Source organism: Enterobacter sp. MGH119 (assembly GCF_001037675.1).
Classification (GTDB): domain Bacteria; phylum Pseudomonadota; class Gammaproteobacteria; order Enterobacterales; family Enterobacteriaceae; genus Enterobacter; species Enterobacter hormaechei_C.
Genome location: NZ_KQ089929.1, coordinates 2211616 through 2235229, shown reverse-complemented (window position 1 = coordinate 2235229; position 23614 = coordinate 2211616). Strand labels below are relative to the sequence as shown.

Below are 23614 nucleotides of genomic sequence, written 5' to 3'. Positions count from 1 at the left end.
TGGTTTTCACCTTTTAAGATGGCGCAAATGCAACGATTTGTGTCAATCTTAACGGATCGTTTACGGTGAAGGTGGAAACATGGACGAGCTTTACATCCTTGGCTGTTTGTTCCTGGTTTTTGCGCTGGTCGTGGCACCCGTGCTCGCGGTGATAGGCTTTAACCGAAGCACGGCGGCGCGGCAGGAGATCGCCCGGCTTCGCCAGCGCATTGAGGCGCTCGAGCAGCGTAGTGTGGCTGAGAAAGCACCGGAGCAGGTGCAGACCGCCGCGCCGGTGAAGACGCCAGCGCCGGTGTCAGAGGCCGTTAACGCACCTGTCGATCCCTGGCGTCCCGAACCGCCCGTCACTGAAGCAGAGCCTGTGCCTGTACCGGCGGCAAAACGTCCTTCCGCCTTTGGCGGCATCCTGTCCTCGCTGACGCGCTGGTTTATGCAGGGCAATCCGCTGGCAAAACTGGGGATTGTACTGCTCTTCCTCGGCCTCTCTTTCCTGCTGCGCTATACCGTTGAACATTCACTGTTTCCGCTTGAGCTGCGTCTTGCCGCCACGGCGCTGTTTGCCATGGTTCTGCTGGCCGTTGGATGGCGGCTGCGGCACAGGCAGCGGATCTACGCGCTGATCCTCCAGGGCGGAGCGACCGGCGTGCTTTATCTGACCGTCTTTGGCGCATTCCGGCTGTGGCAGATGCTGCCGATGACGCTGGCGTTTGCGCTGCTGGTGGTGATTTGCGCGGCGAGCGTCGGGCTGGCCGTGTTGCAAAAGGCGCTGAGCCTTGCCATGCTGGCGAGCCTCGGCGGATATCTTGCGCCGCTGCTCCTGTCTACCGGGGGCGGTAGCTTTGTGGCGCTATTCTCCTTCTATCTCCTGCTGTCCATCGGCATTCTCGTCATCAGCATCTGGCAGCACTGGCGCGAGCTCAACCTGCTCGGGCTGCTCTTCACGTTTGGCGTTGGCGGGGTGTGGGGACTGAGCGACTACCAGCCGGAAGACTATGTTATTTGTCAGCTGTTCCTGATTGCCAATACGCTTATTTTTGGCGTGTTTAGCGTGGCGCTGTCGCTGCGGGCGCAGGAAAAAGGCAAACAGATTATTGACGGCGTACTGCTGTTTGCTCCGCCGCTGATTGGTTTTGGGATGCAGTATGGCATGACGTCTCACTGGACGTACGGCCCGGCGCTAAGCGCGCTGGGCTATGGTGCGTTTTACCTCTCGCTGGCGTTTCTCGCGCTGCGGCGTTACCCCTCCATCGGACGACCGCTGGTTATGGCGGCGCTGGCGATCGGCGGCGGGTTTGCCACGCTTGCCATTCCGCTGGCGCTTTCAGCGCGCTGGACGGCGATGGCCTGGGCGCTGGAAGGGCTGGGTATTCTTTGGTTGGGCGTGCAACAGCAGCAGCGGCGCATGAGCTATAGCGGGACGGCGTTGCTGGTGCTGGCGCTCGGCAGCGCGATATGGGCGCAAATGGACGGCGTCACTTCGCTGAGCCTCCTGCTTATTTTCGCAGTGCTCAGTCTTTGCTGGCTGGCTGCGGCCTGGCTGTGGCAGAAAATCGCGCTGCCGGGCAGCTGGGCATTGCTGGCCGGTGGGTTGCTGTTCTGGTTAGTGGCGTTGCTGGGCGCGTCGCAGTTGTTCCTGAAGCAGGAGTTATCGCTTCTGGCAGGCGTGCTGGCGCTGACGGCGGCGTCGACCTGGGGATGGCGGCAGGCTGCCGCTCGTCTGGCATGGTGGGAGCTGGATGCCAGCAAATGGCTGCTGTGGCCGGTGATGCTGCTGATGGTGCTGTATCAGGTCTCGCACCAGCAGATTCTGGCGGCCGGCTGGGCAAATCTGGCCTGGGCTATCGCGCTGCCTGCCGCCCTGATGCTGCTGCGGCGCAACGAAGATAAACTTCTGCCGCGCATCTCAATGGGGCTGCATCTGTCGCTGTTGTGGATGATTTTACTCGCCCTTGCCGCCGAGCTTTACTGGTTTGCCCGCTCCCTGCCATGGGGCATGGCGGCCTGGGGAAGCGGCATTGCGATGGCTGTCGGCGGTGGGGTGATTATGGCGCTCTCCGCGGCCGTACGGCGTCGCGGGTGGCCTTTCCGGGTATGGCCTGCGCTCTACGCCTGCCTTGCCGCGATCCCTGTGGTTGTGGCGCTGGTGGTATTGCTGGTCGTGACCAATTTCCAGGACGGTGTGGTCTATCGACAGACCTGGCTGCCGCTGGTGAACCCGCTTGAGGAAGGGGCGGCGTTCGCGCTGCTGGGGCTGGTAGTATTTTATCGGGCAGTGGATCGCTACTATCCGGCATCGCTTGCGCAGTCCCGACCGTGGCCCGCCGTTGTGCTGATGGCGCTTGGCTTCTGGTGGCTCAACGGCGCGTTGCTGCGTGCGCTGGCGTGGTACGGCGAGGTGGCCTGGAACATGGAATCACTGTGGCATTCGCGGCTTATTCAGACCACCTTTGCCCTGTTCTGGATGTTCTGCGCGCTGGTGGTGATGATCCGCGCCACCCGTCAGGCCTCCCGTCAGCAGTGGCTTGGCGGTGCGGCGCTGCTGGGGGTGGTCATGCTCAAACTGATGCTGGTGGACAGCGCGGGCGGTGGCGGCCTGGCGCGCGCCGTCGCGTTTATTGGCGTGGCGATCCTGGTCCTGATTGTGGGCTATTTCTCGCCGCTACCGCCTAAAGCAGGAGAAGAAAAATGAAATGGATGAATGCGGTTGTTTGTGCAGCACTGCTGGCCATGGCCGGTCCGGCATTCAGCGAGGGCGCGCCAGCGGAATCCCCGCGGGATTATGCCTACGGCCTGTCCCTTGATACCTCTGCCTCTTCGCCGTGGTATCGGGTCATGCTGCCGCTGGCGATTTATCAGCAGAGCACATCGCCCGATCTGCGCGACGTGCGCGTGTTTAATCAGTCGGGCGAGCCTGTACCGTTCAGCCTGGTTACTACGACGCGTCCGCAGCCGGCACCGACCACCACGGCGCTGCGCCTTTTTGCGCTTAACGCCTCGCCGGGCGGGGAAGAGGACAGCGGCGATAAAATTATGCTACGGGCCAGAAACGGCGTGGAAATTGTGCTGGAAGGGCAACACGCTGCGGCTGCCGGACAGCACTATCTGCTGACCCTGCCGGAAAACGCGACGGAGGTTCCGCTCTCTCAGCTCCAGCTTTTCTGGGACACGCCGCAGGGCTCGTGGCAGGGGACGGCATCGGTCTATTACAGCGAGGATCTGAAAAACTGGTATACCTTGCGCGAAGAGATGCCCCTGCTGGACGTGATGAGTGGACGGGAGCGCCTGAAGCTCGACCGCATCGATACCGATCTGGTGTTATCACCTGAGGCGAATCGCTATCTGCTGCTGGTGCTGAACACGGGACGTTCTGCCCTGACGTTAACCGGCGTCAACGCGATTAACGCGCCTGCGCCGCCGGAATCAGAGCACATTAGCCTGGCGGGAGAGGGGGAGCGGTTATCCGAAAGCGAAGCCGTGTGGCGCTGGAAACATCCGCAGCCTCTGAGTGCGATCGCCTTCATGCTGAATGGCGACGGCGTTCTCCCGGCAGAAATAGCCTGGCGGGGGGCGGACAAGGATCGATGGCATACGCTGAAAAAAGAGGTGATCTACCAGCTCGGCGGCAAAACGGCTGAACCTGTTCCGCTCCCGGGCGGGCTGGTCGAGGCGGTAAAAATTAAGACCCTCAATGCGCGACTGCCCGAGAACCTGCCTGGCGTGATAGGGCAGCGCGTGCGCTACGATCTGGTGTTTAACGCGCAGGGGAAGGGGCCGTACCTGCTCGCGTGGGGGAACGGGGCTGCGAAACCGGCGAGCGTGGAGACGGATATGCTGATCCCGACCGAACTGCGTAAAACCTACGATCTGGCAGCCTTGCCGATGGCGGATACGCTGGAACCTGTCCCGCTGGGGGGCGAGGCGCGTTTAACCGCGACGTCTGCGGCTGAGCAGGAAAGCAGAATGAAAACGCTGATGGTCTGGGGCGTACTGATTGCGGGGGTGATGGTGCTTGCGGGTATGGCATGGCGCATCTGGCGCGAGGTAAAAAAAGACGGCGCAGCATAAGCCATAAAAAAACCCGCGTATTCGCGGGTTTTTTCGTAAACCGTGCCGATTACAGGCTGGATACGTTCTCAGACAGGTATTTAGCTACGCCGTCTGGGGAAGCCGCCATACCTTCTTTACCTTTTTCCCACTGAGCCGGGCACACTTCACCGTGCTCTTCGTGGAACTGGAGCGCGTCAACCATGCGCAGCATTTCGTCGATGTTACGACCCAGCGGCAGATCGTTCACAACCTGGTGACGAACGATGCCGTTTGCATCGATCAGGAAAGAACCACGCAGTGCAACGCCAGCGTCCGGATGTTCGATACCGTAAGCCTGCTGGATTTCGCGTTTGATGTCCGCAACCATCGCGTATTTCACCGCACCGATGCCGCCGTTTTCGACAGGGGTGTTACGCCATGCGTTGTGTACAAATTCAGAGTCGAAGGAGACGCCAACCACTTCCACGCCACGCTTCTGGAATTCTTCGTAACGTTTGTCGAACGCGATCAGCTCAGACGGGCAAACGAAAGTGAAGTCCATTGGCCAGAAGAACAGAACGGTCGCTTTACCGTTGGTATGCTGTTTGAAGTTGAAGTTTTCAACGATTTCACCATTGCCCAGAACGGCGGCAGCTGTAAAATCCGGAGCCGGACGAGTTACCAGAACCATATGATTCTCCTGTAGATACTAAGGTTATTTGGAACGCAACGCGGGCCAGTATAGAGGCAGTACGGGAATAAGACAAAGAGGTGGTAACAATCGTTCCACCAGCTTTTACCTATCAATCATACCGGCATCACAGTTCTTTATTTTTCGCCTGCGTCATCATACGCGGGTAGAACTGCCAGAAGCGGGTTTCCAGCGCATCGTAATGTTCATCCAGGTCATGCCATGAGTCGCGCAGCGCGTCCAGACGCGGTCGACGGCTCGCCATGCCGTTCAGGACGTTCTGAATGAAATCCATCTCGCGGTATCGCTCCAGCCAGCGTTCAGACCAGAGATAGTTATTCAGATTCACAAAGCGCGGCGGGGAGTCCGGCAAAATGATCGACACCTGCGCGTGGGCGTAGCGCACAAACTCAGGCAGCGACATATCAGGCGACAGCTGCGGCCAGTGGCGCGACAGGAAATGATCCCACATGACGTCGAGCGTGATCGGCGCCACCCGTCGCGTTTCGGGGCGGAACCAGGTTTTGGCTTCCGTCACTTCCGGCAGGTTATCGGTCAGCACGTCGATGCGGCGGTGCATAAAAATCCCGTCGACAACCTCAGGGGAATACTCTTCCGCCGGGTTGCCGCGTACAAAATCGGCCAGCAAATTGCCGGAGAGGGAGCTGTCCGCGAGGTGAGCGAGATGCAGGTGAGCGAGAAAATTCATGCGTTTTCGTTGTCCGGTGGCGGCTAGTTGTTGCAGCAAAAGGGTGTGAGCACTAGACTATGCCGCCTGTTTTTAAGTCACGAGTATACGTCATGCGCGTCGCCGATTTCTCCTTTGAACTACCTGAATCCCTGATTGCTCACTACCCCATGCCTGAGCGTAGCAGCTGTCGCTTGCTGTCACTGGACGGGCCAACGGGCGCGCTGACGCACGGTACTTTCACCGATCTGCTCGACAAGCTCAACCCTGGCGATCTGCTGGTCTTTAACAATACCCGCGTGATCCCGGCGCGTCTGTTTGGCCGTAAAGCCAGCGGCGGCAAGATTGAGGTGCTGGTCGAACGTATGCTCGATGATAAACGTATTCTGGCACATATTCGCGCCTCCAAAGCGCCGAAGCCGGGCGCGGAGCTGCTGCTGGGGGATGACGAGAGCATCAAAGCGACCATGACCGCGCGTCACGACGCGCTGTTCGAGGTGGAGTTCAACGACGAACGCACGGTGCTTGATATCCTCAACGCCATCGGCCACATGCCGCTGCCGCCGTACATTGAACGCCCGGACGAAGAGGCCGACCGCGAGCTGTATCAGACCGTCTACAGCCAGAAGCCGGGTGCGGTGGCGGCGCCAACGGCGGGCCTGCACTTTGATGAACCGCTGCTGGAAAAGCTGCGCGCCAAGGGCATTGAGATGGCCTTCGTGACGCTGCACGTCGGCGCGGGGACCTTCCAGCCGGTGCGCGTGGACAGCATCGAAGATCACATCATGCACTCTGAGTATGCCGAAGTGCCGCAGGAGGTTGTGGATGCGGTGCTGGCGGCGAAAGCGCGCGGTAGCCGCGTCGTGGCCGTCGGTACAACGTCGGTACGTTCCCTTGAGAGCGCTGCGCAGGCCGCGAAAAGCGAGCTGATTGAACCGTTCTTTGGCGATACGCAGATTTTTATCTACCCGGGCTATCAGTACAAAGTCATTGATGCGCTGGTGACCAACTTCCATCTGCCTGAATCGACGCTGATTATGCTGGTTTCCGCGTTTGCGGGGTATCAGCATACGATGAACGCCTACAAGTCTGCGGTAGAACAAAAATATCGCTTTTTTAGCTACGGTGACGCGATGTTTATCACGTACAATCCGCAGGCTTTGAATGAGCGTGTCGGGGAATAAGTCCGCGGCACTGTGTTACAACGTTGGACTGTTTTTCTGACGTCGGAGAAAAAATGAAATTTGAACTCGATACCACCGATGGTCGCGCGCGTCGCGGTCGTCTGGTGTTTGATCGCGGCGTGGTAGAAACCCCCGCGTTTATGCCTGTGGGCACGTACGGCACCGTAAAAGGAATGACGCCGGAAGAAGTTGAAGCCACTGGCGCACAGATTATCCTCGGCAACACCTTCCACCTGTGGCTGCGTCCAGGCCAGGAGATCATGAAGCTCCACGGCGATCTGCACGACTTCATGCAGTGGAAAGGCCCCATCCTCACCGACTCCGGCGGTTTCCAGGTCTTCAGCCTGGGCGATATCCGTAAGATCACTGAGCAGGGCGTACACTTCCGTAACCCGATCAACGGCGATCCAATCTTCCTCGATCCAGAAAAATCCATGGAGATTCAGTACGATCTCGGCTCCGATATCGTAATGATCTTCGACGAATGTACGCCATACCCGGCGGACTGGGACTACGCCAAGCGTTCTATGGAGATGTCCCTGCGTTGGGCGAAGCGTAGCCGCGACCGTTTTGACTCCCTGCAAAACAAAAATGCGCTGTTCGGCATTATCCAGGGTAGCGTTTACGAAGATTTACGCGATATCTCGGTTAAAGGTCTGGTAGAGATAGGCTTTGATGGCTACGCTGTCGGCGGTTTGGCTGTGGGTGAGCCGAAGGAAGATATGCACCGCATTCTGGAGCATGTCTGCCCGCAAATCCCGGCGGATAAACCACGATACCTGATGGGTGTGGGTAAACCAGAAGATCTGGTGGAAGGCGTACGTCGCGGCATTGATATGTTCGACTGCGTTATGCCAACCCGAAACGCGCGTAACGGTCATCTGTTCGTTACCGATGGCGTGGTGAAAATCCGTAACGCGAAGCATAAGAGTGACACCAGCCCGCTCGATTCCGAGTGCGATTGCTATACCTGTCGCAATTATTCTCGCGCGTACCTGCATCATCTCGATCGTTGCAACGAGATTTTGGGGGCGCGTCTCAATACCATTCATAATCTTCGTTATTATCAGCGCTTAATGGCTGGTTTACGTAAGGCTATCGAAGAGGGTAAATTAGAGAGCTTCGTGACCGATTTCTACCAACGTCAGGGGCGGGATGTTCCACCGTTGAACGTTGATTAATTTTAATAATGAGGGAATTTGAATGAGCTTTTTTATTTCTGATGCGGTAGCAGCAACGGGTGCACCAGCGCAGGGCAGCCCGATGTCTCTGATTCTGATGCTGGTTGTGTTCGGTCTGATCTTCTACTTCATGATCCTGCGTCCACAGCAGAAGCGTACTAAAGAGCACAAAAACCTGATGAACTCCATCGCGAAGGGCGATGAAGTCCTGACCAATGGTGGCCTGGTGGGTCGCGTAACCAAAGTAGCGGAAAACGGCTACATTGCTATCGCCCTCAACGACACCACTGAAGTGGTTATCAAACGTGACTTCGTAGCTGCCGTTCTGCCGAAAGGCACCATGAAGGCGCTGTAATCCCAACTTTTCCCAAAGGGAACTGCCGTGTTAAACCGTTATCCTTTGTGGAAGTACATCATGCTGGTCGTCGTGATTATCGTCGGCCTGCTGTACGCGCTTCCCAACCTGTATGGTGAGGATCCGGCCGTTCAAATCACTGGCGCGCGCGGTGTCGCCGCCAGTGAGCAAACGCTGATCCAGGTCCAGAAAACGTTACAAGAAGAAAAAATTACCGCTAAGTCTGTGGCACTGGAAGAGGGCGCAATTCTTGCTCGCTTCGACACCACCGACACGCAGCTCCGCGCACGTGAAGCGCTGATGGGCGTGCTGGGTGATAAATATGTCGTGGCGCTTAACCTTGCTCCTGCAACCCCACGCTGGCTGGCTGCGCTGAACGCAGAGCCAATGAAACTGGGTCTTGACCTGCGTGGCGGCGTTCACTTCCTGATGGAAGTGGATATGGATACCGCGCTCGGCAAGCTACAGGAACAGAACATCGACAGCCTGCGCAGCGATCTGCGCGATAAGGGCATTCCGTACACCACCGTACGTAAAGAAGATAACTACGGCATGAGCATCACGTTCCGCGACAGCGCGGCACGCGATCAGGCTGTGACCTATCTGTCTCAGCGTCACCGCGATCTGGTGATCACCTCTCAGGGCAGCAATCAGCTGCGTGCGGTAATGACCGACGCGCGTCTGAGTGAAGCACGTGAATACGCCGTTCAGCAGAACATTAACATTCTGCGTAACCGTGTAAACCAGCTGGGCGTGGCTGAGCCACTGGTACAGCGTCAGGGTGCTGACCGTATCGTGGTCGAACTGCCGGGTATCCAGGATACCGCCCGTGCGAAAGAGATTCTGGGCGCGACGGCGACCCTGGAGTTCCGTCTGGTTAACTCCAACGTTGACCAGGCTGCTGCGGCTTCAGGCCGTGTGCCGGGCGATTCCGAAGTGAAGCAGACCCGCGAAGGCCAGCCGGTTGTGCTGTACAAACGCGTGATCCTGACCGGTGACCATATCACCGACTCCACTTCAAGCCAGGATGAGTACAACCAGCCGCAGGTTAACATCTCGCTGGATAGCGCAGGTGGCAACATTATGTCTAACTTCACCAAGGACAACATCGGCAAGCCGATGGCGACCCTGTTCGTGGAGTACAAAGACAGCGGTAAGAAAGACGCCAATGGCCGTGCCGTGCTGGTGAAAGAGGAAGAGGTGATTAACATCGCCAACATCCAGTCTCGTCTGGGTAACAGCTTCCGTATTACCGGTATCAGCAACCCGAACGAAGCGCGTCAGCTCTCTCTGCTGCTGCGTGCCGGTGCGCTGATTGCGCCAATTCAGATTGTTGAAGAACGTACCATCGGTCCAACCCTGGGTATGCAGAACATCAAACAGGGTCTGGAAGCGTGTCTGGCCGGTCTGGCGGTGTCCATCATCTTCATGATCTTCTTCTATAAGAAGTTCGGCCTGATTGCGACCTCCGCGCTGATTGCCAACCTGGTGCTGATCATCGGTATCATGTCCCTGCTGCCAGGGGCGACGCTAACCATGCCAGGTATCGCGGGTATCGTTCTAACCCTTGCGGTGGCGGTCGACGCCAACGTACTGATAAACGAACGTATCAAAGAAGAGCTGAGCAACGGTCGTTCTGTACAGCAGGCGATTGAAGAAGGCTACAAAGGGGCGTTCAGCTCCATCTTCGATGCGAACGTAACAACACTGATTAAGGTTCTTATCCTGTATGCAGTGGGTACTGGCGCGATCAAAGGCTTTGCGATTACTACCGGTATCGGTGTCGCAACGTCGATGTTTACCGCTATTGTCGGCACCCGTGCCATCGTGAACCTGCTGTACGGCGGCAAGCGCGTCAAAAAGCTGTCTATCTGAGGAGTGCGTTGTGGCACAGGTATATACTGTTGAACAATTGAACCACGGCCGTAAAGTCTGGGACTTTATGCGCTGGGACTACTGGGCCTTCGGCATTTCAGGTTTTCTGCTGATCTTGTCCATCGTCATTATGGGCGTGAAAGGCTTTAACTGGGGCCTGGATTTCACCGGTGGTACGGTGATCGAAATTACCCTGGAAAAACCGGTCGATATGGACCAGATGCGTGAGTCTCTGCAAAAAGCGGGCTTTGAAGAGCCGCTGCTACAGAACTTCGGCAGCAGCCGCGACATCATGGTGCGTATGCCGCCGGTACACGATGCCAACGGCAGCCAGGAGTTGGGCAGCAAGGTCGTTCAGGTTATTAACGAAACGACCAGCCAGGACGCAACGGTTAAGCGTATTGAGTTTGTCGGCCCGAGCGTTGGTGCTGACCTGGCGCAGACCGGTGCGATGGCGCTGCTTGTGGCGCTGATCTCGATCCTGATTTACGTCGGTTTCCGCTTTGAGTGGCGACTGGCGGCAGGCGTGGTTATCGCCCTGGCGCACGACGTGGTGATCACCATGGGCATACTGTCCCTCTTCCACATTGAGATTGACCTGACGATTGTGGCATCCCTGATGTCCGTTATCGGTTACTCACTGAACGACAGTATCGTGGTATCTGACCGTATTCGTGAAAACTTCCGTAAGATCCGTCGCGGCACGCCGTACGAAATCTTTAACGTGTCGTTGACCCAGACGCTGCACCGTACGTTGATCACCTCCGGCACCACCCTGATGGTGATCCTGATGCTGTTCCTGTTCGGTGGCCCGGTGCTGGAAGGCTTCTCGCTGACCATGCTGATCGGTGTGTCTATCGGTACGGCCTCGTCTATCTACGTCGCGTCCGCGCTGGCGCTGAAGCTGGGCATGAAGCGCGAGCATCTGATCCAGCAGAAAGTCGAGAAAGAAGGGGCGGATCAGCCGTCCATTCTGCCGTAAGCGTCTTATGCGGTATCGAAATCCCGGCCTGCTGGCCGGGATTTTTTTTGTCTGCATCTCACAAACACTCCTGACAGTATGCTGTCAGGAGCCCTGTCGTAGACTCCTTCTGAACCCTAACAACAGGCAGGAGGACGTATGAAAAGTGTTATTAACTGGTTTGAAATTCCGGTCGCCGATATGGATCGCGCCATCAAATTTTATGAGTCGGTGATGCAGGTCGCGCTGCGGCGCGAGAAGATGGACGTGGCTGAGCTGGCGGTTTTCCCGCACGAGGATCCGGCCACCGGCGGCGCGCTGGCGAAATTTGACGGCGTTACACCTTCTTCGCAGGGCGCTATTATTTACCTGCATACTGACAATCTGGCGGCCACGCTCGATCGTATTGCTTCTGCGGGCGGTGAGTGCGTGTTTGGCCCGCTGGAACTGCCGCAAGGCATTGGCACTATAGCCCTGTTTACCGACAGCGAAGGTAATCGCGTCGGCCTCCATCAACCGGTATGAGAGTAAACCGATGACCCGACGCGCTGACCGTTTGTTCCAGATTGTGCAGATCCTGCGGGGCAGGCGTCTGACAACGGCAGCGCATCTGGCGGAAAGGCTTGGCGTGTCCGAGCGCACGGTGTACCGCGATATCCGCGACCTGTCGCTTTCCGGCGTGCCGGTGGAAGGCGAGGCGGGAAGCGGATATCGGCTAATGTCGGGTTTTGATTTACCCCCGTTGATGCTGACCAACAAGGAGTCCGAGGCGCTGATGGTGGCGATCCGTCTGCTCAAAACCTGGGGCGGGGAATCGCTGTCGCGCGAGCTGGAATCGGCCCAGGAAAAAGTGCTGGCGATCCTGCCAGAAGAGAGCCGCCGTAAAGCTGAACAGACGCGAATTTACGCGCCGGATATTGCCCTTCAGCCACACTCCCGTAGTGGTTTCGACGTGATCCACCAGGCAATTTCTGCCCTGCGTGTGCTGGCGCTGCACTATCGCGATGAAGCCGGGCAGTTAACCTGGCGTGAGGTTCAGCCGCTGGGGCTGTTCTTCTGGGGTGAGCACTGGCTGCTGGCCGCGTGGTGTGAACGGCGCGATGACTATCGCTGCTTCCGTCTCGACCGGTGTTTGCATATTACGCTGACGGAAAGACACTTTAGCGAAAGCGCGGACAGGTCGCTGGCGGATTTTTTGCGCAAGGTGAAGCAGTAAAAAGCCGGGTGGCGAGGTAAAAGCAAAACGGCAACGATGTTGCCGTTTTTTGTGTTTGCGCCCTCTCCCGTGGGAGAGGGAAGGGGTGAGGGCACCAGCCCGCACAATCCCGCACTGATTAGAAGTTGTAACCCACGACCAGGTAACCGCCCCAACCGGTAGAACGAACGCTGAAGTCGCCGTTGCCGAAGTTCAGGCTGGCGTCGTCGTTCCACTGACCACCGTTGTGCCAGTAACGCGCAACAACAGAGTAGTGCCAGTGATCGTAGTTCAGCGCCAGGATGTGGCTGGACGCGATGGAGTCGTTAGTGCGCGCTTTTCTGCCGTTCAGGTCGCGGAAATCGTTATCGCCCAGGTCTGAACCCCAGTCAAAGTTGGTGAAGCCGATATAGCTCAGGTTGCCGCCCCACAGTTGGGTAATTGGCACAAAGTATTTCACTTTGAAACGGTAGCCATCCCACTCGTTCTCGTTCGCAGCGCCGTAGTTCTGCCACTGGTATTTTGCGTAGACGTTCATGGACAGGCTCATCGGCAGGCCAGTCTCAATGTCTGTACCCAGACCCATATACCAGGTGCTCTGGCGACCGGACTTGTTGCGGCCCATGTCGTAGATGTAGTTGTTTGCGAAATACCACTCTTTGAACGGACCAAACGCCAGACTGGTACCAGTCAGTTTATCAATGGAGAAGCGTGGTTCGATCTCCATGAACAGTGGGGAACCGTGGTTCCAGATACCTTTCGCGTCGGTGTTACCGCCGAAGAATACCGGTGCGTCCATGTAGCCATAGAAATCAAACCAGTCTTTTTTTGCGAATGCTTCGTACTCGAGGTAAGTATCGTTACGGATCTGCGGTCCGAAACGGGTATGGTAGCTGCCTACCACGTTAACGCTCTGGTGCCACCAGTCGGAGAGGTATTGTGGTTTGTCGTTTTCCGCTGCGTTAACAGTGAAAGAGGAGGACAGTGCCAGAACTGCACCGGCTGCGAGTAATGTTTTTTTCATAATCATGCCACTGATTGAAATTCCCTTCCGGGAGTGAAAAATGCGCGAATTGCGTTTCTAAATATTTCGTGTTTCTGCGGAGCCTATTATAGGAATCCTTGCTCACAAAAATATGTGTTGTTTCACATATCTCTCACATACGTAATCGATTGCGTTCACGTTTGCGTACTTTAGACGGACGCGATTGTAGCGGCAATCATTTATGTTGCCAATCCATACGAAATGTAAATGTTAGCGGAGTGACATTTCACTCCGCTAAAAGGGCGGGTTATTGCGCGGCGGGTTGAATGTCGTGAATACGGATAAAGCCCAGCTGTTCTGGCGTCAGTCCGCTCAGCTGGAGCGGGATGTCAACATCGCTCGGCGCCAGCGTGCTGGCGGGGGCGGTGAAGAGCTGATTCTTCACGTTCACTTCCTGATAGCTCTCCGTGGTGCCCTGAATCTGGCCCCACTCTACGGTGCCGCTGAACGCGGGCAGCGGATCGTTGGACTCACCCTGAATGCGTAATGTTGCGCGAGTACCATCGGCATTCGCTGCAACATTCACCAGAGACATCTTTAGCGTGCCAATCTGGCTGTTCAGACGCGCGGGCGTGTTTGCACCTGGCAATAAATAAACGCCATTGCTGGATTTGGCATTCAGCGCGTTCTGCTGGGTGATCTTCACGGTTTCTTTATTAAGTTTGTCCATCGCCACGTTAAGCGTATTCACGCTTTGTTTCATCTCGCGGACTTCGCTTTGCTGTGCGCAGGCGCTAAGCGTGAACAGGCTCCCCACCAGCACTATTTTCAGGTAACGTCTTGTCATTGCGTTTAATTCCTTGAAATCACAGATTGCTGCAATGGTAGACAGGATAGTGCCGTCAGGCATAGATCCTTTGTCTCAAAAAGCTCTTCCTTTGTTGTCGGGCCAGTTCAGGGTAAAATAGAAATCAGTTAACCAGATAACAGGGACATCGTATGCATTGCCCATTTTGCTCCGCTGTGGATACCAAAGTCATCGACTCACGTCTTGTAGGCGAAGGGTCTTCCGTGCGTCGTCGTCGGCAGTGTCTGGTGTGCAACGAGCGTTTTACCACCTTCGAGGTGGCAGAGCTGGTAATGCCGCGCGTGGTAAAAAGTAACGATGTGCGCGAACCGTTCAATGAAGAAAAACTGCGTAGCGGGATGCTCAAGGCGCTGGAAAAACGGCCCGTCAGCTCCGATGACGTCGAAATGGCGTTAAACCACATTAAATCTTATCTGCGGGGGTTAGGTGAGCGCGAAGTGCCGAGCAAAATGATCGGCAATCTGGTGATGGAACAGCTGAAAAAGCTCGATAAAGTCGCCTATATCCGCTTTGCCTCCGTTTACCGCAGCTTCGAAGACATCAAAGAGTTTGGCGAAGAGATCGCCCGCTTACAGGATTAAGACCATGCACGACGAGATGTACATGGCGCGAGCCATGAAGCTGGCGCAGCGTGGTCGGTTTACCACTCACCCTAACCCCAATGTCGGGTGCGTCATTGTTAAAGATGGTGAGATCGTGGGGGAAGGTTTTCACTATCGCGCAGGCGAGCCGCATGCTGAAGTGCATGCCTTGCGCATGGCGGGGGAGAAAGCGCGTGGCGCGACGGCCTATGTGACGCTGGAGCCATGCAGCCACCATGGGCGTACGCCGCCGTGCTGTGAAGCGCTGATTGCGGCGGGCGTCTCGCGCGTTGTCGCCGCCATGCAGGATCCTAACCCGCAGGTAGCGGGCCGCGGACTGTATCGTCTGCAACAGGAAGGAATCGACGTCAGCCACGGCCTGATGATGCAGGATGCGGAAGCCCTGAATAAAGGCTTCCTGAAGCGTATGCGCACCGGCTTCCCGTTTATCCAGCTTAAGCTTGGCGCGTCACTGGATGGCCGCACGGCGATGGCGAACGGCGAGAGCCAGTGGATCACCTCGCCACAGGCAAGGCGCGATGTGCAACGTCTGCGCGCGCAAAGCCATGCTATTCTCACCAGCAGTGAAACGGTACTGGCTGACGATCCGGCCATGACCGTACGCTGGGAAGAGCTGAATGCAGATACGCAGGCGCTCTATCCGCAGGAGAACCTGCGTCAGCCGCTGCGCATTATTATTGATAGCCAGAACCGCGTGACGCCGGAGCACCGCATCGTGCAGCAGCCGGGGGTAACCTGGATTGCACGCACCAAAGAAGATACGCGCGAATGGCCGCAAGGCGTGCGCAGCATTACGGTGCCGGAACATAACGGGCATCTGGATCTGGTGGTGCTGATGATGTTGCTCGGCAAACAGCAGGTCAACAGTATCTGGGTTGAAGCCGGTCCGACGCTCGCCGGCGCACTGCTTCAGGCGGGGCTGGTGGATGAGCTTCTCGTCTACGTTGCGCCTAAACTGTTAGGTAACGACGCGCGCGGCCTGTTTGTGCTGCCCGGCCTTGAAAAACTGGCCGATGCGCCGCAACTCTCATTCAGTGAGATTCGTCCGGTAGGCCCGGATGTCTGCCTCCATTTAACGACAGCGTAATTGCTCCTGAAATAGGGAAGCAGTACGCAAAGTATTATGATAAAATCCGCCCCCCTGCGGGGCCAAATGAACCCGTAAAGGAAGAGTATGAACATTATTGAAGCTGCTGTAGCTACCCCGGACGCTCGCGTCGCCATCACCATTGCGCGTTTCAACAACTTCATCAATGATAGCCTGCTGGAAGGTGCGGTTGACGCCCTGAAACGTATCGGCCAGGTTAAAGATGACAACATTACCGTCGTTTGGGTACCAGGTGCTTACGAACTGCCACTGGCAGCGGGCGCGCTGGCGAAAACCGGTAAATACGACGCGGTGATTGCGCTGGGTACTGTTATTCGTGGCGGCACTGCGCACTTCGAATACGTTGCGGGCGGTGCAAGCAATGGTCTGGCGCACGTTGCGCAGGATGCTGAAATTCCTGTCGCGTTCGGCGTGCTGACCACCGAAAGTATTGAACAAGCCATCGAACGTGCTGGCACCAAAGCCGGTAACAAAGGTGCAGAAGCTGCACTGACCGCGCTTGAAATGATCAATGTATTGAAAGCCATCAAGGCCTGATTTTTTTGTAAGGGGAATTCCGTGAAACCTGCTGCTCGTCGCCGCGCCCGTGAATGTGCCGTCCAGGCACTTTACTCCTGGCAGTTGTCCCAGAACGACATCGCTGATGTTGAATACCAGTTCCTGTCAGAACAGGACGTGAAAGACGTTGACGTTCTGTACTTCCGTGAACTGCTGTCGGGAGTGGCGACTAATAGCGCGTATCTCGATGGTCTGATGAAGCCATACCTGTCCCGTCTGCTCGAAGAGCTGGGCCAGGTCGAAAAAGCAGTGTTGCGTATCGCGCTGTTTGAGCTGTCTAAACGTGATGATGTGCCGTACAAAGTGGCCATCAACGAAGCGATCGAACTGGCGAAAACCTTCGGCGCTGAAGACAGCCACAAGTTTGTTAACGGCGTGCTGGATAAAGCCGCACCTGCGATCCGTCCCCACAAAAAGTGATCCGCAAACCGGAGTTCTGCATTGCCTGACGGGCAGTGCGGCTCCGGTTTTTTCTTTTATTTGCTGAGGCATAACGTATGGCATGCGGCGAATTCTCCCTGATTGCCCGTTATTTCGACCGTGTCAGAACCTCTCGTCTTGATGTTGAAACCGGCATTGGCGATGACTGCGCACTTCTCAATATTCCCGAAAAACAGACGCTGGCAATCAGCACCGACACCTTAGTGTGTGGGCGACATTTCCTGCCCGACATCGATCCTGCCGATCTGGCGTATAAAGCGCTGGCGGTGAACGTCAGCGATCTGGCGGCAATGGGCGCCGACCCGGCCTGGCTGACGCTGGCTCTGACCTTGCCAGAGGTGGATGAAGCCTGGCTTGAAGCCTTCAGCGATGCCCTGTTTGAGCAGCTGAATTATTACGATATGCAGCTGATTGGCGGTGATACCACTGCCGGTCCGCTGTCGATGACCCTGGCAATCCACGGCTATGTGCCTGCCGGGCGCGCGCTGAAACGTTCGGGCGCAAAACCGGGCGACTGGATCTACGTGACCGGTACGCCGGGGGATAGCGCGGCAGGGCTGGCAATCCTTCAGAACCGTTTAACGGTTGAAGATGCTGACGATGCGGCGTACCTGGTGAAGCGCCATCTCCGGCCCACGCCGCGTATTTTGCACGGCCAGGCGCTGCGCGAGCGGGCCAGTTCGGCTATCGATTTGTCTGACGGGCTGATCTCCGATCTCGGCCATATCCTTAAAGCCAGCGGCGTGGGCGCGCGGATCGATCTGGATCTGTTTCCTCTGTCAGAGCCGTTGCGTCGCCATGCCGAGCCTGAGCAGGCGCTGCGATGGGCGTTATCCGGTGGAGAAGATTATGAGCTGTGCTTCACGGTGCCCGAGCTGAATCGCGGAACACTGGATGTGGCGTTAGCGCATCTGGGGGCGAAATTTACCTGCATCGGGCAGGTGATGCCGGAAAGTGAAGGGCTGCTGTTTGTCCGCGACGGCGCCCCGGTTACGCTTGACTGGAAAGGGTACGATCACTTCGCGTAATTTTGTGCGCTCTGTATTGCCGGGTGGCGCTGCGCTTACCCGGCCTACGGATTTTGTTCCCTGAATTGTTTATTTAAACCCTACCACCGGATGTTGCTGATACGGCGTCTCCAGCTCGGCAATCTGCTCCGGCGTCAACGATAAGTCCACCGCACTCAACAACTCATCCAGCTGTTCTTCCCGCGATGTGCCCACAATCGGCGCGGCGACACCGCGCTTGCTCAGCAGCCACGCCAGTGCCACCTGCGCGCGCGTTGCACCGATATCGTCGGCGATCCCGGCTAAGCGTTCGGCAATTAACGCATCGCTGGCTTCTGTATCGTCATACAGGTTTTTACCCACTTCGTCCGATACCAGCCGGGCGGTGGTTTCGCCCCACGGACGGGTTAACCTTCCGCGCGCCAGCGGGCTCCACGGGATCACCGCCACGCCTTCCTGGTAGCAGAGCGGCAGCATCTCGCGCTCTTCTTCCCGGTAAATCAGGTTGTAGTGATCCTGCATGGTGACAAAGCGCGCCCAGCCGTGCTGTGCCTGGAGATCGAGCGCCTGGGCAAACTGTGAGGCATGCATGGACGATGCGCCGATGTAGCGCGCTTTACCGGCTTTCACGACGTCGTTCAACGCTTCAAGCGTCTCTTCGATCGGGGTGTTGTAATCCCAGCGGTGGATTTGCAGCAGGTCGACGTAATCCATGTTCAGGCGTCTGAGGCTGTCATCAATAGAACGCAGGATCTGCGCGCGAGAAAGGCCTTCCGCCAGGTCGCCTGACGGGTAGTACACCTTAGTGGCAACCACAACGTCATCACGACGGGCAAAATCTCGCAGGGCGCGGCCAACAATCTCTTCGCTGCTGCCGTCGGAGTAGCTGTTGGCGGTATCGAAGAAGTTGATGCCGCCGTCAATGGCGCGCTTGATGATGGGGCGGCTGCTCTCTTCCGGCAGCGTCCAGGCATGATTTCCCCGGTCAGGCTCGCCAAACGTCATGCATCCCAGGCAAAGCCGGGACACCTTAAGGTCCGTTTTTCCTAATGTCGTGTATTGCATGGTTCCGCTCCTGCTGTTTAAACAATACGTTTAAGCATAGCAGGAGCAGAAAAGGGGAGAGATCAGGCCAGCCAGGTGCGGATTTTGGCTTCGATACCGGCGGCGTCCAGACCAATGTCGGCGCGCGCCTCATCCTGGGTGCCTTGCGGGATGAAGTGGTCCGGCAGGCCGAGATTAAGCACCGGAACGGCTTTATGGTTCGCCATCAGCACTTCGTTCACGCCGCTACCCGCGCCACCCATGATGGCGTTCTCTTCCAGCGTGACCAGCACGTCATGGCTTTCCGCCATGCTCAGAATCAGAGATTCATCGAGCGGCTTCACGAAGCGCATATCGACCAGCGTCGCATTCAGGTTTTCAGCGACTTTTGCCGCTTCCGGCATCAGCGTACCAAAGTTCAGGATCGCCACTTTTTCACCGCGACGTTTCACCAGACCTTTACCGATGTCCAGTTTTTCCAGCGGCTGTAATTCAACGCCAAGGGCATTACCGCGTGGATAGCGTACCGCGCAGGGACCGTCCTGATAGTGGTAACCGGTATACAGCATCTGACGACACTCATTTTCGTCGCTTGGCGTCATGATCACCATGTCCGGGATGCAGCGCAGGAAGGAGAGATCAAACGCGCCCTGGTGCGTCTGGCCGTCAGCCCCCACAATGCCCGCGCGATCGATAGCAAACAGCACCGGCAGCTTCTGGATGGCAACGTCATGGATAACCTGATCGTAGGCGCGTTGCAGGAAGGTAGAGTAGATCGCCACCACCGGCTTGTAGCCGCCAATCGCCAGGCCCGCAGCAAAAGTTACCGCGTGTTGCTCGGCAATGGCGACGTCGAAATACTGGTCCGGGTATTTTTTGGAAAACTCCACCATGCCGGAGCCTTCACGCATGGCAGGCGTCACCGCCATCAGCATGTTGTCTTTCGCCGCCGTTTCGCACAGCCAGTCGCCGAAGATTTTTGAGTAGCTCGGCATCCCGCCGCTGCTTTTCGGCAGGCAGCCGCTGGTATGGTCGAACTTAGGCACCGCGTGGAAGGTGATCGGATCTTTCTCCGCCGGTTCGTAACCACGCCCTTTTTTGGTCATGATATGCAGGAACTGAGGGCCTTTAAGGTCGCGCATGTTTTTAAGCGTCGTCACCAGACCCAGCACATCGTGGCCGTCCACCGGGCCGATATAATTAAAGCCCAGCTCTTCGAACAGCGTACCCGGTACGACCATGCCTTTGATGTGTTCTTCGGTACGCTTAAGCAGCTCTTTGATCGGCGGTACGCCGGAGAAGACTTTTTTACCGCCTTCACGCAGTGAGGAGTAAAGCTTGCCGGACAGCAGCTGCGCCAGATGGTTATTCAGCGCGCCGACGTTCTCGGAGATCGACATTTCGTTATCGTTGAGGATCACCAGCATGTCCGGTTTGATATCGCCCGCGTGGTTCATGGCCTCAAAGGCCATCCCGGCGGTGATCGCCCCGTCGCCAATCACGCAGACAGTGCGACGTTGTTTATTCTCTTTTTCGGCGGCAACGGCAATACCAATGCCCGCAGAAATGGAGGTGGAAGAGTGGCCGACGCTTAACACGTCATATTCACTCTCGCCGCGCCACGGGAACGGGTGCAGGCCCCCTTTCTGGCGAATGGTGCCAATTTTATCGCGACGACCGGTCAGAATTTTGTGCGGATAGGCCTGGTGGCCGACATCCCAGATCAGCTGATCGAACGGCGTGTTATAGACGTAATGCAACGCCACGGTCAGCTCAACCGTGCCAAGTCCGGAGGCGAAGTGGCCGCTGGAGCGGCTAACGCTGTCGAGCAGGTAGCGACGCAGCTCGTCACACAGCTTCGGCAGACTCTCTTTCGGCAACAGACGTAACTCCTGAGTGGAGTCAACTAACGCCAGTGTCGGGTATTTGGCAATATCAAAACTCATCAAAGGCTCATCGAGATTTATAGTTTATTTATCACGCTGGATTATGTAGTCCGCTAGCGCTTCCAGTGCCGAGGTATCCAGCGATTGCGCGGCCAGCTCATTCAGCGACTGGCGGGCATCGTCTATCAGATCCCGGGCTTTACGTTGGGCATGCTCAAGGCCCAACAGGGCGGGATAGGTACTTTTGCCAAGCTGCTGATCCGCACCCTGACGTTTTCCCAATGTTGCAGTATCGCCCACCACATCCAGAATGTCATCCTGAACCTGGAATGCCAGACCGATACTTTCTGCGTATCTGTCCAGAATCGGCAGGGCTTTACGCCCGCGTTCACCCGCGCTCAGCGCGCCCAGGCGAACGGCTGCACGAATCAGTGCGCCCGTTTTGTGACGGTGGATGCGCTCCAGCTGTTCCAGAGTAACCTGACGACCTTCAGCCTCTAAATCCAGCGCCTGGCCGCCGCACATCCCGGCGACGCCGCTGGCCATTGCCAGTTCGGACACCATTGCCAGACGATCGCGATCGCTCACTTCAACCATCGGCGCATCGCTCAGAATGGAGAAGGCCAGAGTTTGCAGCGCATCACCCGCCAGAATGGCATTCGCTTCGCCAAATTTGATATGGCAGGTTGGCTGACCGCGACGCAGATCGTCATCGTCCATGGCTGGCAAATCATCGTGGATCAGCGAATAGGCGTGGATACACTCCACGGCGGCTGCCGGGGCGTCCAGCGTGTTATCGCTGATACCGAACATGTTGCCCGTGGCATATACCAGGAACGGACGCAGGCGTTTACCCCCCAAGAGTGCGCCATAGTGCATGGCTTCAACCAGTGGAGTGTTCTGAAAAGGCTGCGGCTCAATGAATCGGCGCAGCGCATCGTTGGCGCGGATGACGCGCGCCTGAAGCGCGTTGGAGAAATCCATTTACTCGGCGTCCGGTGTGAATGGCGTGGTTTTAGCGTCTTCGCTGTCGGAAAGCAGGATCTGCACACGCTGCTCGGCCTGCTGAAGCTTTACCTGCCCCTGGCGCGCAAGCTGCACACCGCGTTCAAATTCGTTGAGGGCATCTTCCAGCGGTAAATCGCCGCTCTCGAGGCGGGTAACAATCTGCTCAAGCTCACTCAGCGCAGTTTCAAAACTGGCCGGTGCGTCGTTCTTCTTCGGCATAGTGAATTAACTCTTATATTCTTCGCCCCAACATGGTAACGGACTCGGGGCAATTATCAAATAACGCGAGTGGCGCGATGGTGGTATACTTGCGCGCCTGGATGCAGCCACGGGTGTGGGCTGCTGTATCATTTTCCACTACAAGCCTTTATAAGCTTGCCTAAGAAACATTGCCGCCATGAAGTTTATCATTAAATTGTTCCCTGAAATCACCATCAAAAGCCAATCTGTGCGTTTGCGCTTTATTAAAATTCTCACCGGGAACATTCGTAACGTATTAAAACACTACGACGAAACGCTCGCTGTGGTGCGTCACTGGGACCACGTTGAAGTCCGCGCGAAAGACGAAAGCAAACGTCTTGATATTCGCGACGCGCTGACCCGTATCCCGGGTATTCACCATATTCTGGAAGTGGAAGACGTTCCGTTCAGCGATATGCACGATATCTTCGAAAAGGCGCTGGTACAGTACCGCGACCAGATCGAAGGCAAAACCTTCTGCGTGCGCGTGAAGCGTCGTGGTAAACACGAGTTCAGCTCGATTGAAGTCGAGCGCTACGTCGGCGGCGGTCTGAACCAGCACGTTGAGACGGCGCGCGTGCGCCTGACTAACCCGGACGTCACCGTTAACCTTGAGATCGAGAACGATCGTCTGCTGCTGGTTAAGGGTCGTTATGAAGGTATTGGTGGTTTCCCGATCGGCACGCAGGAAGATGTGCTGTCGCTGATCTCGGGCGGCTTCGACTCCGGTGTCTCCAGCTATATGCTGATGCGTCGCGGCTGCCGCGTGCACTACTGCTTCTTTAACCTGGGCGGCGCGGCGCATGAAATCGGCGTACGTCAGGTGGCGCATTACCTGTGGAACCGCTTCGGCAGCTCTCACCGCGTGCGTTTTGTGGCGATCAACTTTGAGCCGGTGGTCGGGGAAATCCTCGAAAAAGTGGACGACGGCCAGATGGGCGTGGTCCTGAAACGTATGATGGTGCGCGCGGCGTCCAAAGTGGCTGAGCGCTACGGCGTGCAGGCGCTGGTCACCGGTGAAGCGCTGGGGCAGGTCTCCAGCCAGACGCTGACCAACCTGCGTCTTATCGACAACGTGTCTGATACGCTGATCCTGCGCCCGCTGATCTCTCACGATAAAGAGCACATCATCGATCTGGCGCGTAAAATCGGTACTGAAGATTTTGCCCGTACCATGCCGGAATATTGCGGTGTGATCTCAAAAAGTCCAACCATTAAAGCGGTGAAGGCGAAGATCGAAGCGGAAGAAGAGAACTTCGATTTCAGCATCCTGGAAAAAGTGGTGGCGGAAGCGTCCAACATCGATATCCGTGAGATCGCCCAGCAGACCGAGCAGGAAGTGGTTGAGGTGGAGACGGTCAGCGGCTTTGGTGCTAACGATACGATTCTGGATATCCGTTCTGTTGATGAGCAGGATGACAAGCCGTTGCAGGTGGAAGGCGTGGAGGTGGTTTCGCTGCCGTTCTACAAGCTGAGCACCCAGTTTGGCGATCTCGACCAGAGCAAAACGTATCTGCTGTGGTGTGAGCGTGGGGTCATGAGCCGTTTGCAGGCGCTGTATCTGCGTGAGCAGGGCTTCGCGAACGTGAAGGTGTATCGCCCGTAGTTTATTGTCGGGGAGTGCGGCCTGATGCCCTCACCCCGTCCCTCTCCCACAGGGAGAGGCCGCAAACATTAAAAACGGCAACCTCGGGTTGCCGTTTTGCTTTTA

General features: G+C 56.8%; 23 protein-coding genes. 15 read left to right on the top strand and 8 right to left on the bottom strand.

Going from position 1 to position 23614, the window contains the following annotated elements; all coding sequences use genetic code 11:
- Nucleotides 1-79 precede the first annotated feature (79 nt).
- A complete protein-coding gene (locus SK53_RS10705) occupies nucleotides 80-2689 on the top strand; it encodes a DUF2339 domain-containing protein (protein ID WP_048209283.1) in 2610 nt (869 codons plus the stop codon).
- The gene (locus SK53_RS10700) at nucleotides 2686-4065 is read left to right on the top strand and encodes a DUF3999 domain-containing protein (protein ID WP_045330266.1); all 1380 of its coding nucleotides are present in this window, start codon (nucleotides 2686-2688) and stop codon (nucleotides 4063-4065) included. Before SK53_RS10705 ends, SK53_RS10700 begins: the two co-directional genes overlap by 4 nt.
- A 49-nt stretch (nucleotides 4066-4114) precedes the next feature.
- Here SK53_RS10700 and SK53_RS10695 read toward each other — a convergent pair whose 3' ends face one another.
- Together SK53_RS10695 and acpH are read right to left on the bottom strand one after the other, a co-directional pair.
- The gene (locus SK53_RS10695; protein WP_003859113.1) at nucleotides 4115-4717 is read right to left on the bottom strand and encodes a peroxiredoxin C; all 603 of its coding nucleotides are present in this window, start codon (nucleotides 4715-4717) and stop codon (nucleotides 4115-4117) included.
- Nucleotides 4718-4844: 127 nt separating this feature from the next.
- Nucleotides 4845-5426 (bottom strand): ACP phosphodiesterase, encoded by a 582-nt coding sequence (gene acpH, locus SK53_RS10690; protein ID WP_023315511.1) that lies wholly within the window; start codon nucleotides 5424-5426, stop codon nucleotides 4845-4847.
- Between the two features lie 92 nt (nucleotides 5427-5518).
- Here acpH and queA point away from each other — a divergent pair, with 92 nt between their 5' ends.
- The 7 genes from queA (at nucleotide 5519) to SK53_RS10655 (ending at nucleotide 12177) form a co-directional block, all read left to right on the top strand.
- Nucleotides 5519-6589: a tRNA preQ1(34) S-adenosylmethionine ribosyltransferase-isomerase QueA gene (gene queA, locus SK53_RS10685; RefSeq protein WP_006809916.1), complete on the top strand. Its 1071-nt coding sequence runs from the start codon at nucleotides 5519-5521 to the stop codon at nucleotides 6587-6589.
- Between the two features lie 53 nt (nucleotides 6590-6642).
- A complete protein-coding gene (gene tgt, locus SK53_RS10680) occupies nucleotides 6643-7770 on the top strand; it encodes a tRNA guanosine(34) transglycosylase Tgt (RefSeq protein ID WP_003859110.1) in 1128 nt (375 codons plus the stop codon).
- A gap of 22 nt (nucleotides 7771-7792) precedes the next feature.
- A complete protein-coding gene (gene yajC, locus SK53_RS10675; RefSeq protein WP_003859109.1) occupies nucleotides 7793-8125 on the top strand; it encodes a preprotein translocase subunit YajC in 333 nt (110 codons plus the stop codon).
- Nucleotides 8126-8152: 27 nt separating this feature from the next.
- Nucleotides 8153-10000, top strand: a complete 1848-nt coding sequence (gene secD, locus SK53_RS10670; protein ID WP_003859106.1) for a protein translocase subunit SecD — start codon at nucleotides 8153-8155, stop codon at nucleotides 9998-10000.
- Nucleotides 10001-10010: 10 nt separating this feature from the next.
- Nucleotides 10011-10982: a protein translocase subunit SecF gene (gene secF / locus SK53_RS10665; protein ID WP_048209281.1), complete on the top strand. Its 972-nt coding sequence runs from the start codon at nucleotides 10011-10013 to the stop codon at nucleotides 10980-10982.
- 138 nt (nucleotides 10983-11120) lie between these two features.
- Complete coding sequence (locus SK53_RS10660) at nucleotides 11121-11486, top strand: VOC family protein (protein ID WP_023315514.1); 366 nt, start codon at nucleotides 11121-11123, stop codon at nucleotides 11484-11486.
- Nucleotides 11487-11496: 10 nt separating this feature from the next.
- Nucleotides 11497-12177: a helix-turn-helix transcriptional regulator gene (locus SK53_RS10655; RefSeq protein WP_022650457.1), complete on the top strand. Its 681-nt coding sequence runs from the start codon at nucleotides 11497-11499 to the stop codon at nucleotides 12175-12177.
- 118 nt (nucleotides 12178-12295) lie between these two features.
- Here the strand turns inward: SK53_RS10655 and SK53_RS10650 are convergent, their stop codons facing one another.
- Both SK53_RS10650 and SK53_RS10645 read right to left on the bottom strand, forming a co-directional pair.
- Nucleotides 12296-13180, bottom strand: a complete 885-nt coding sequence (locus SK53_RS10650) for a nucleoside-specific channel-forming protein Tsx (RefSeq protein WP_032610182.1) — start codon at nucleotides 13178-13180, stop codon at nucleotides 12296-12298.
- Nucleotides 13181-13448: 268 nt separating this feature from the next.
- Complete coding sequence (locus SK53_RS10645) at nucleotides 13449-13988, bottom strand: SadB/YajI family lipoprotein (RefSeq protein WP_003859100.1); 540 nt, start codon at nucleotides 13986-13988, stop codon at nucleotides 13449-13451.
- Nucleotides 13989-14140: 152 nt separating this feature from the next.
- Between SK53_RS10645 and nrdR the strand changes: the two genes are divergently transcribed.
- From nrdR to thiL, 5 genes are all read left to right on the top strand, one after another.
- On the top strand, nucleotides 14141-14590 hold the full coding sequence (gene nrdR / locus SK53_RS10640) for a transcriptional regulator NrdR (protein ID WP_003859099.1): 450 nt from the start codon (nucleotides 14141-14143) through the stop codon (nucleotides 14588-14590).
- A 4-nt stretch (nucleotides 14591-14594) separates the two neighbouring features.
- Nucleotides 14595-15698 (top strand): bifunctional diaminohydroxyphosphoribosylaminopyrimidine deaminase/5-amino-6-(5-phosphoribosylamino)uracil reductase RibD, encoded by a 1104-nt coding sequence (ribD, locus tag SK53_RS10635; RefSeq protein ID WP_032657362.1) that lies wholly within the window; start codon nucleotides 14595-14597, stop codon nucleotides 15696-15698.
- Nucleotides 15699-15785: 87 nt separating this feature from the next.
- Nucleotides 15786-16256, top strand: a complete 471-nt coding sequence (gene ribE, locus SK53_RS10630; RefSeq protein WP_003859098.1) for a 6,7-dimethyl-8-ribityllumazine synthase — start codon at nucleotides 15786-15788, stop codon at nucleotides 16254-16256.
- Nucleotides 16257-16277: 21 nt separating this feature from the next.
- Nucleotides 16278-16697 (top strand): transcription antitermination factor NusB, encoded by a 420-nt coding sequence (gene nusB / locus SK53_RS10625; protein WP_006809908.1) that lies wholly within the window; start codon nucleotides 16278-16280, stop codon nucleotides 16695-16697.
- A 77-nt stretch (nucleotides 16698-16774) separates the two neighbouring features.
- The gene (gene thiL / locus SK53_RS10620) at nucleotides 16775-17746 is read left to right on the top strand and encodes a thiamine-phosphate kinase (RefSeq protein ID WP_023315516.1); all 972 of its coding nucleotides are present in this window, start codon (nucleotides 16775-16777) and stop codon (nucleotides 17744-17746) included.
- A 69-nt stretch (nucleotides 17747-17815) separates the two neighbouring features.
- Here the strand turns inward: thiL and SK53_RS10615 are convergent, their stop codons facing one another.
- The 4 genes from SK53_RS10615 to xseB all read right to left on the bottom strand — a co-directional run bounded on the left by SK53_RS10615 (nucleotide 17816) and on the right by xseB (nucleotide 21882).
- Entirely contained in the window at nucleotides 17816-18790 is a 975-nt protein-coding gene (locus SK53_RS10615; protein WP_017383171.1) for an aldo/keto reductase, read from the bottom strand.
- A 62-nt stretch (nucleotides 18791-18852) separates the two neighbouring features.
- Nucleotides 18853-20715, bottom strand: coding sequence for a 1-deoxy-D-xylulose-5-phosphate synthase (gene dxs / locus SK53_RS10610; RefSeq protein WP_045330256.1), 1863 nt, complete (start codon nucleotides 20713-20715; stop codon nucleotides 18853-18855).
- 24 nt (nucleotides 20716-20739) lie between these two features.
- A complete protein-coding gene (ispA, locus tag SK53_RS10605) occupies nucleotides 20740-21639 on the bottom strand; it encodes a (2E,6E)-farnesyl diphosphate synthase (RefSeq protein WP_032608639.1) in 900 nt (299 codons plus the stop codon).
- Nucleotides 21640-21882 carry an exodeoxyribonuclease VII small subunit gene (gene xseB, locus SK53_RS10600; RefSeq protein ID WP_003859094.1) on the bottom strand — a complete coding sequence of 81 codons (243 nt, stop codon included), beginning with the start codon at nucleotides 21880-21882 and terminating at the stop codon, nucleotides 21640-21642. It lies immediately after the preceding gene.
- Nucleotides 21883-22060: 178 nt separating this feature from the next.
- On the opposite strand from xseB, the gene thiI reads away from it, so the two are divergent.
- Nucleotides 22061-23509 (top strand): tRNA uracil 4-sulfurtransferase ThiI, encoded by a 1449-nt coding sequence (gene thiI / locus SK53_RS10595; RefSeq protein ID WP_022650463.1) that lies wholly within the window; start codon nucleotides 22061-22063, stop codon nucleotides 23507-23509.
- Nucleotides 23510-23614 lie beyond the last annotated feature (105 nt).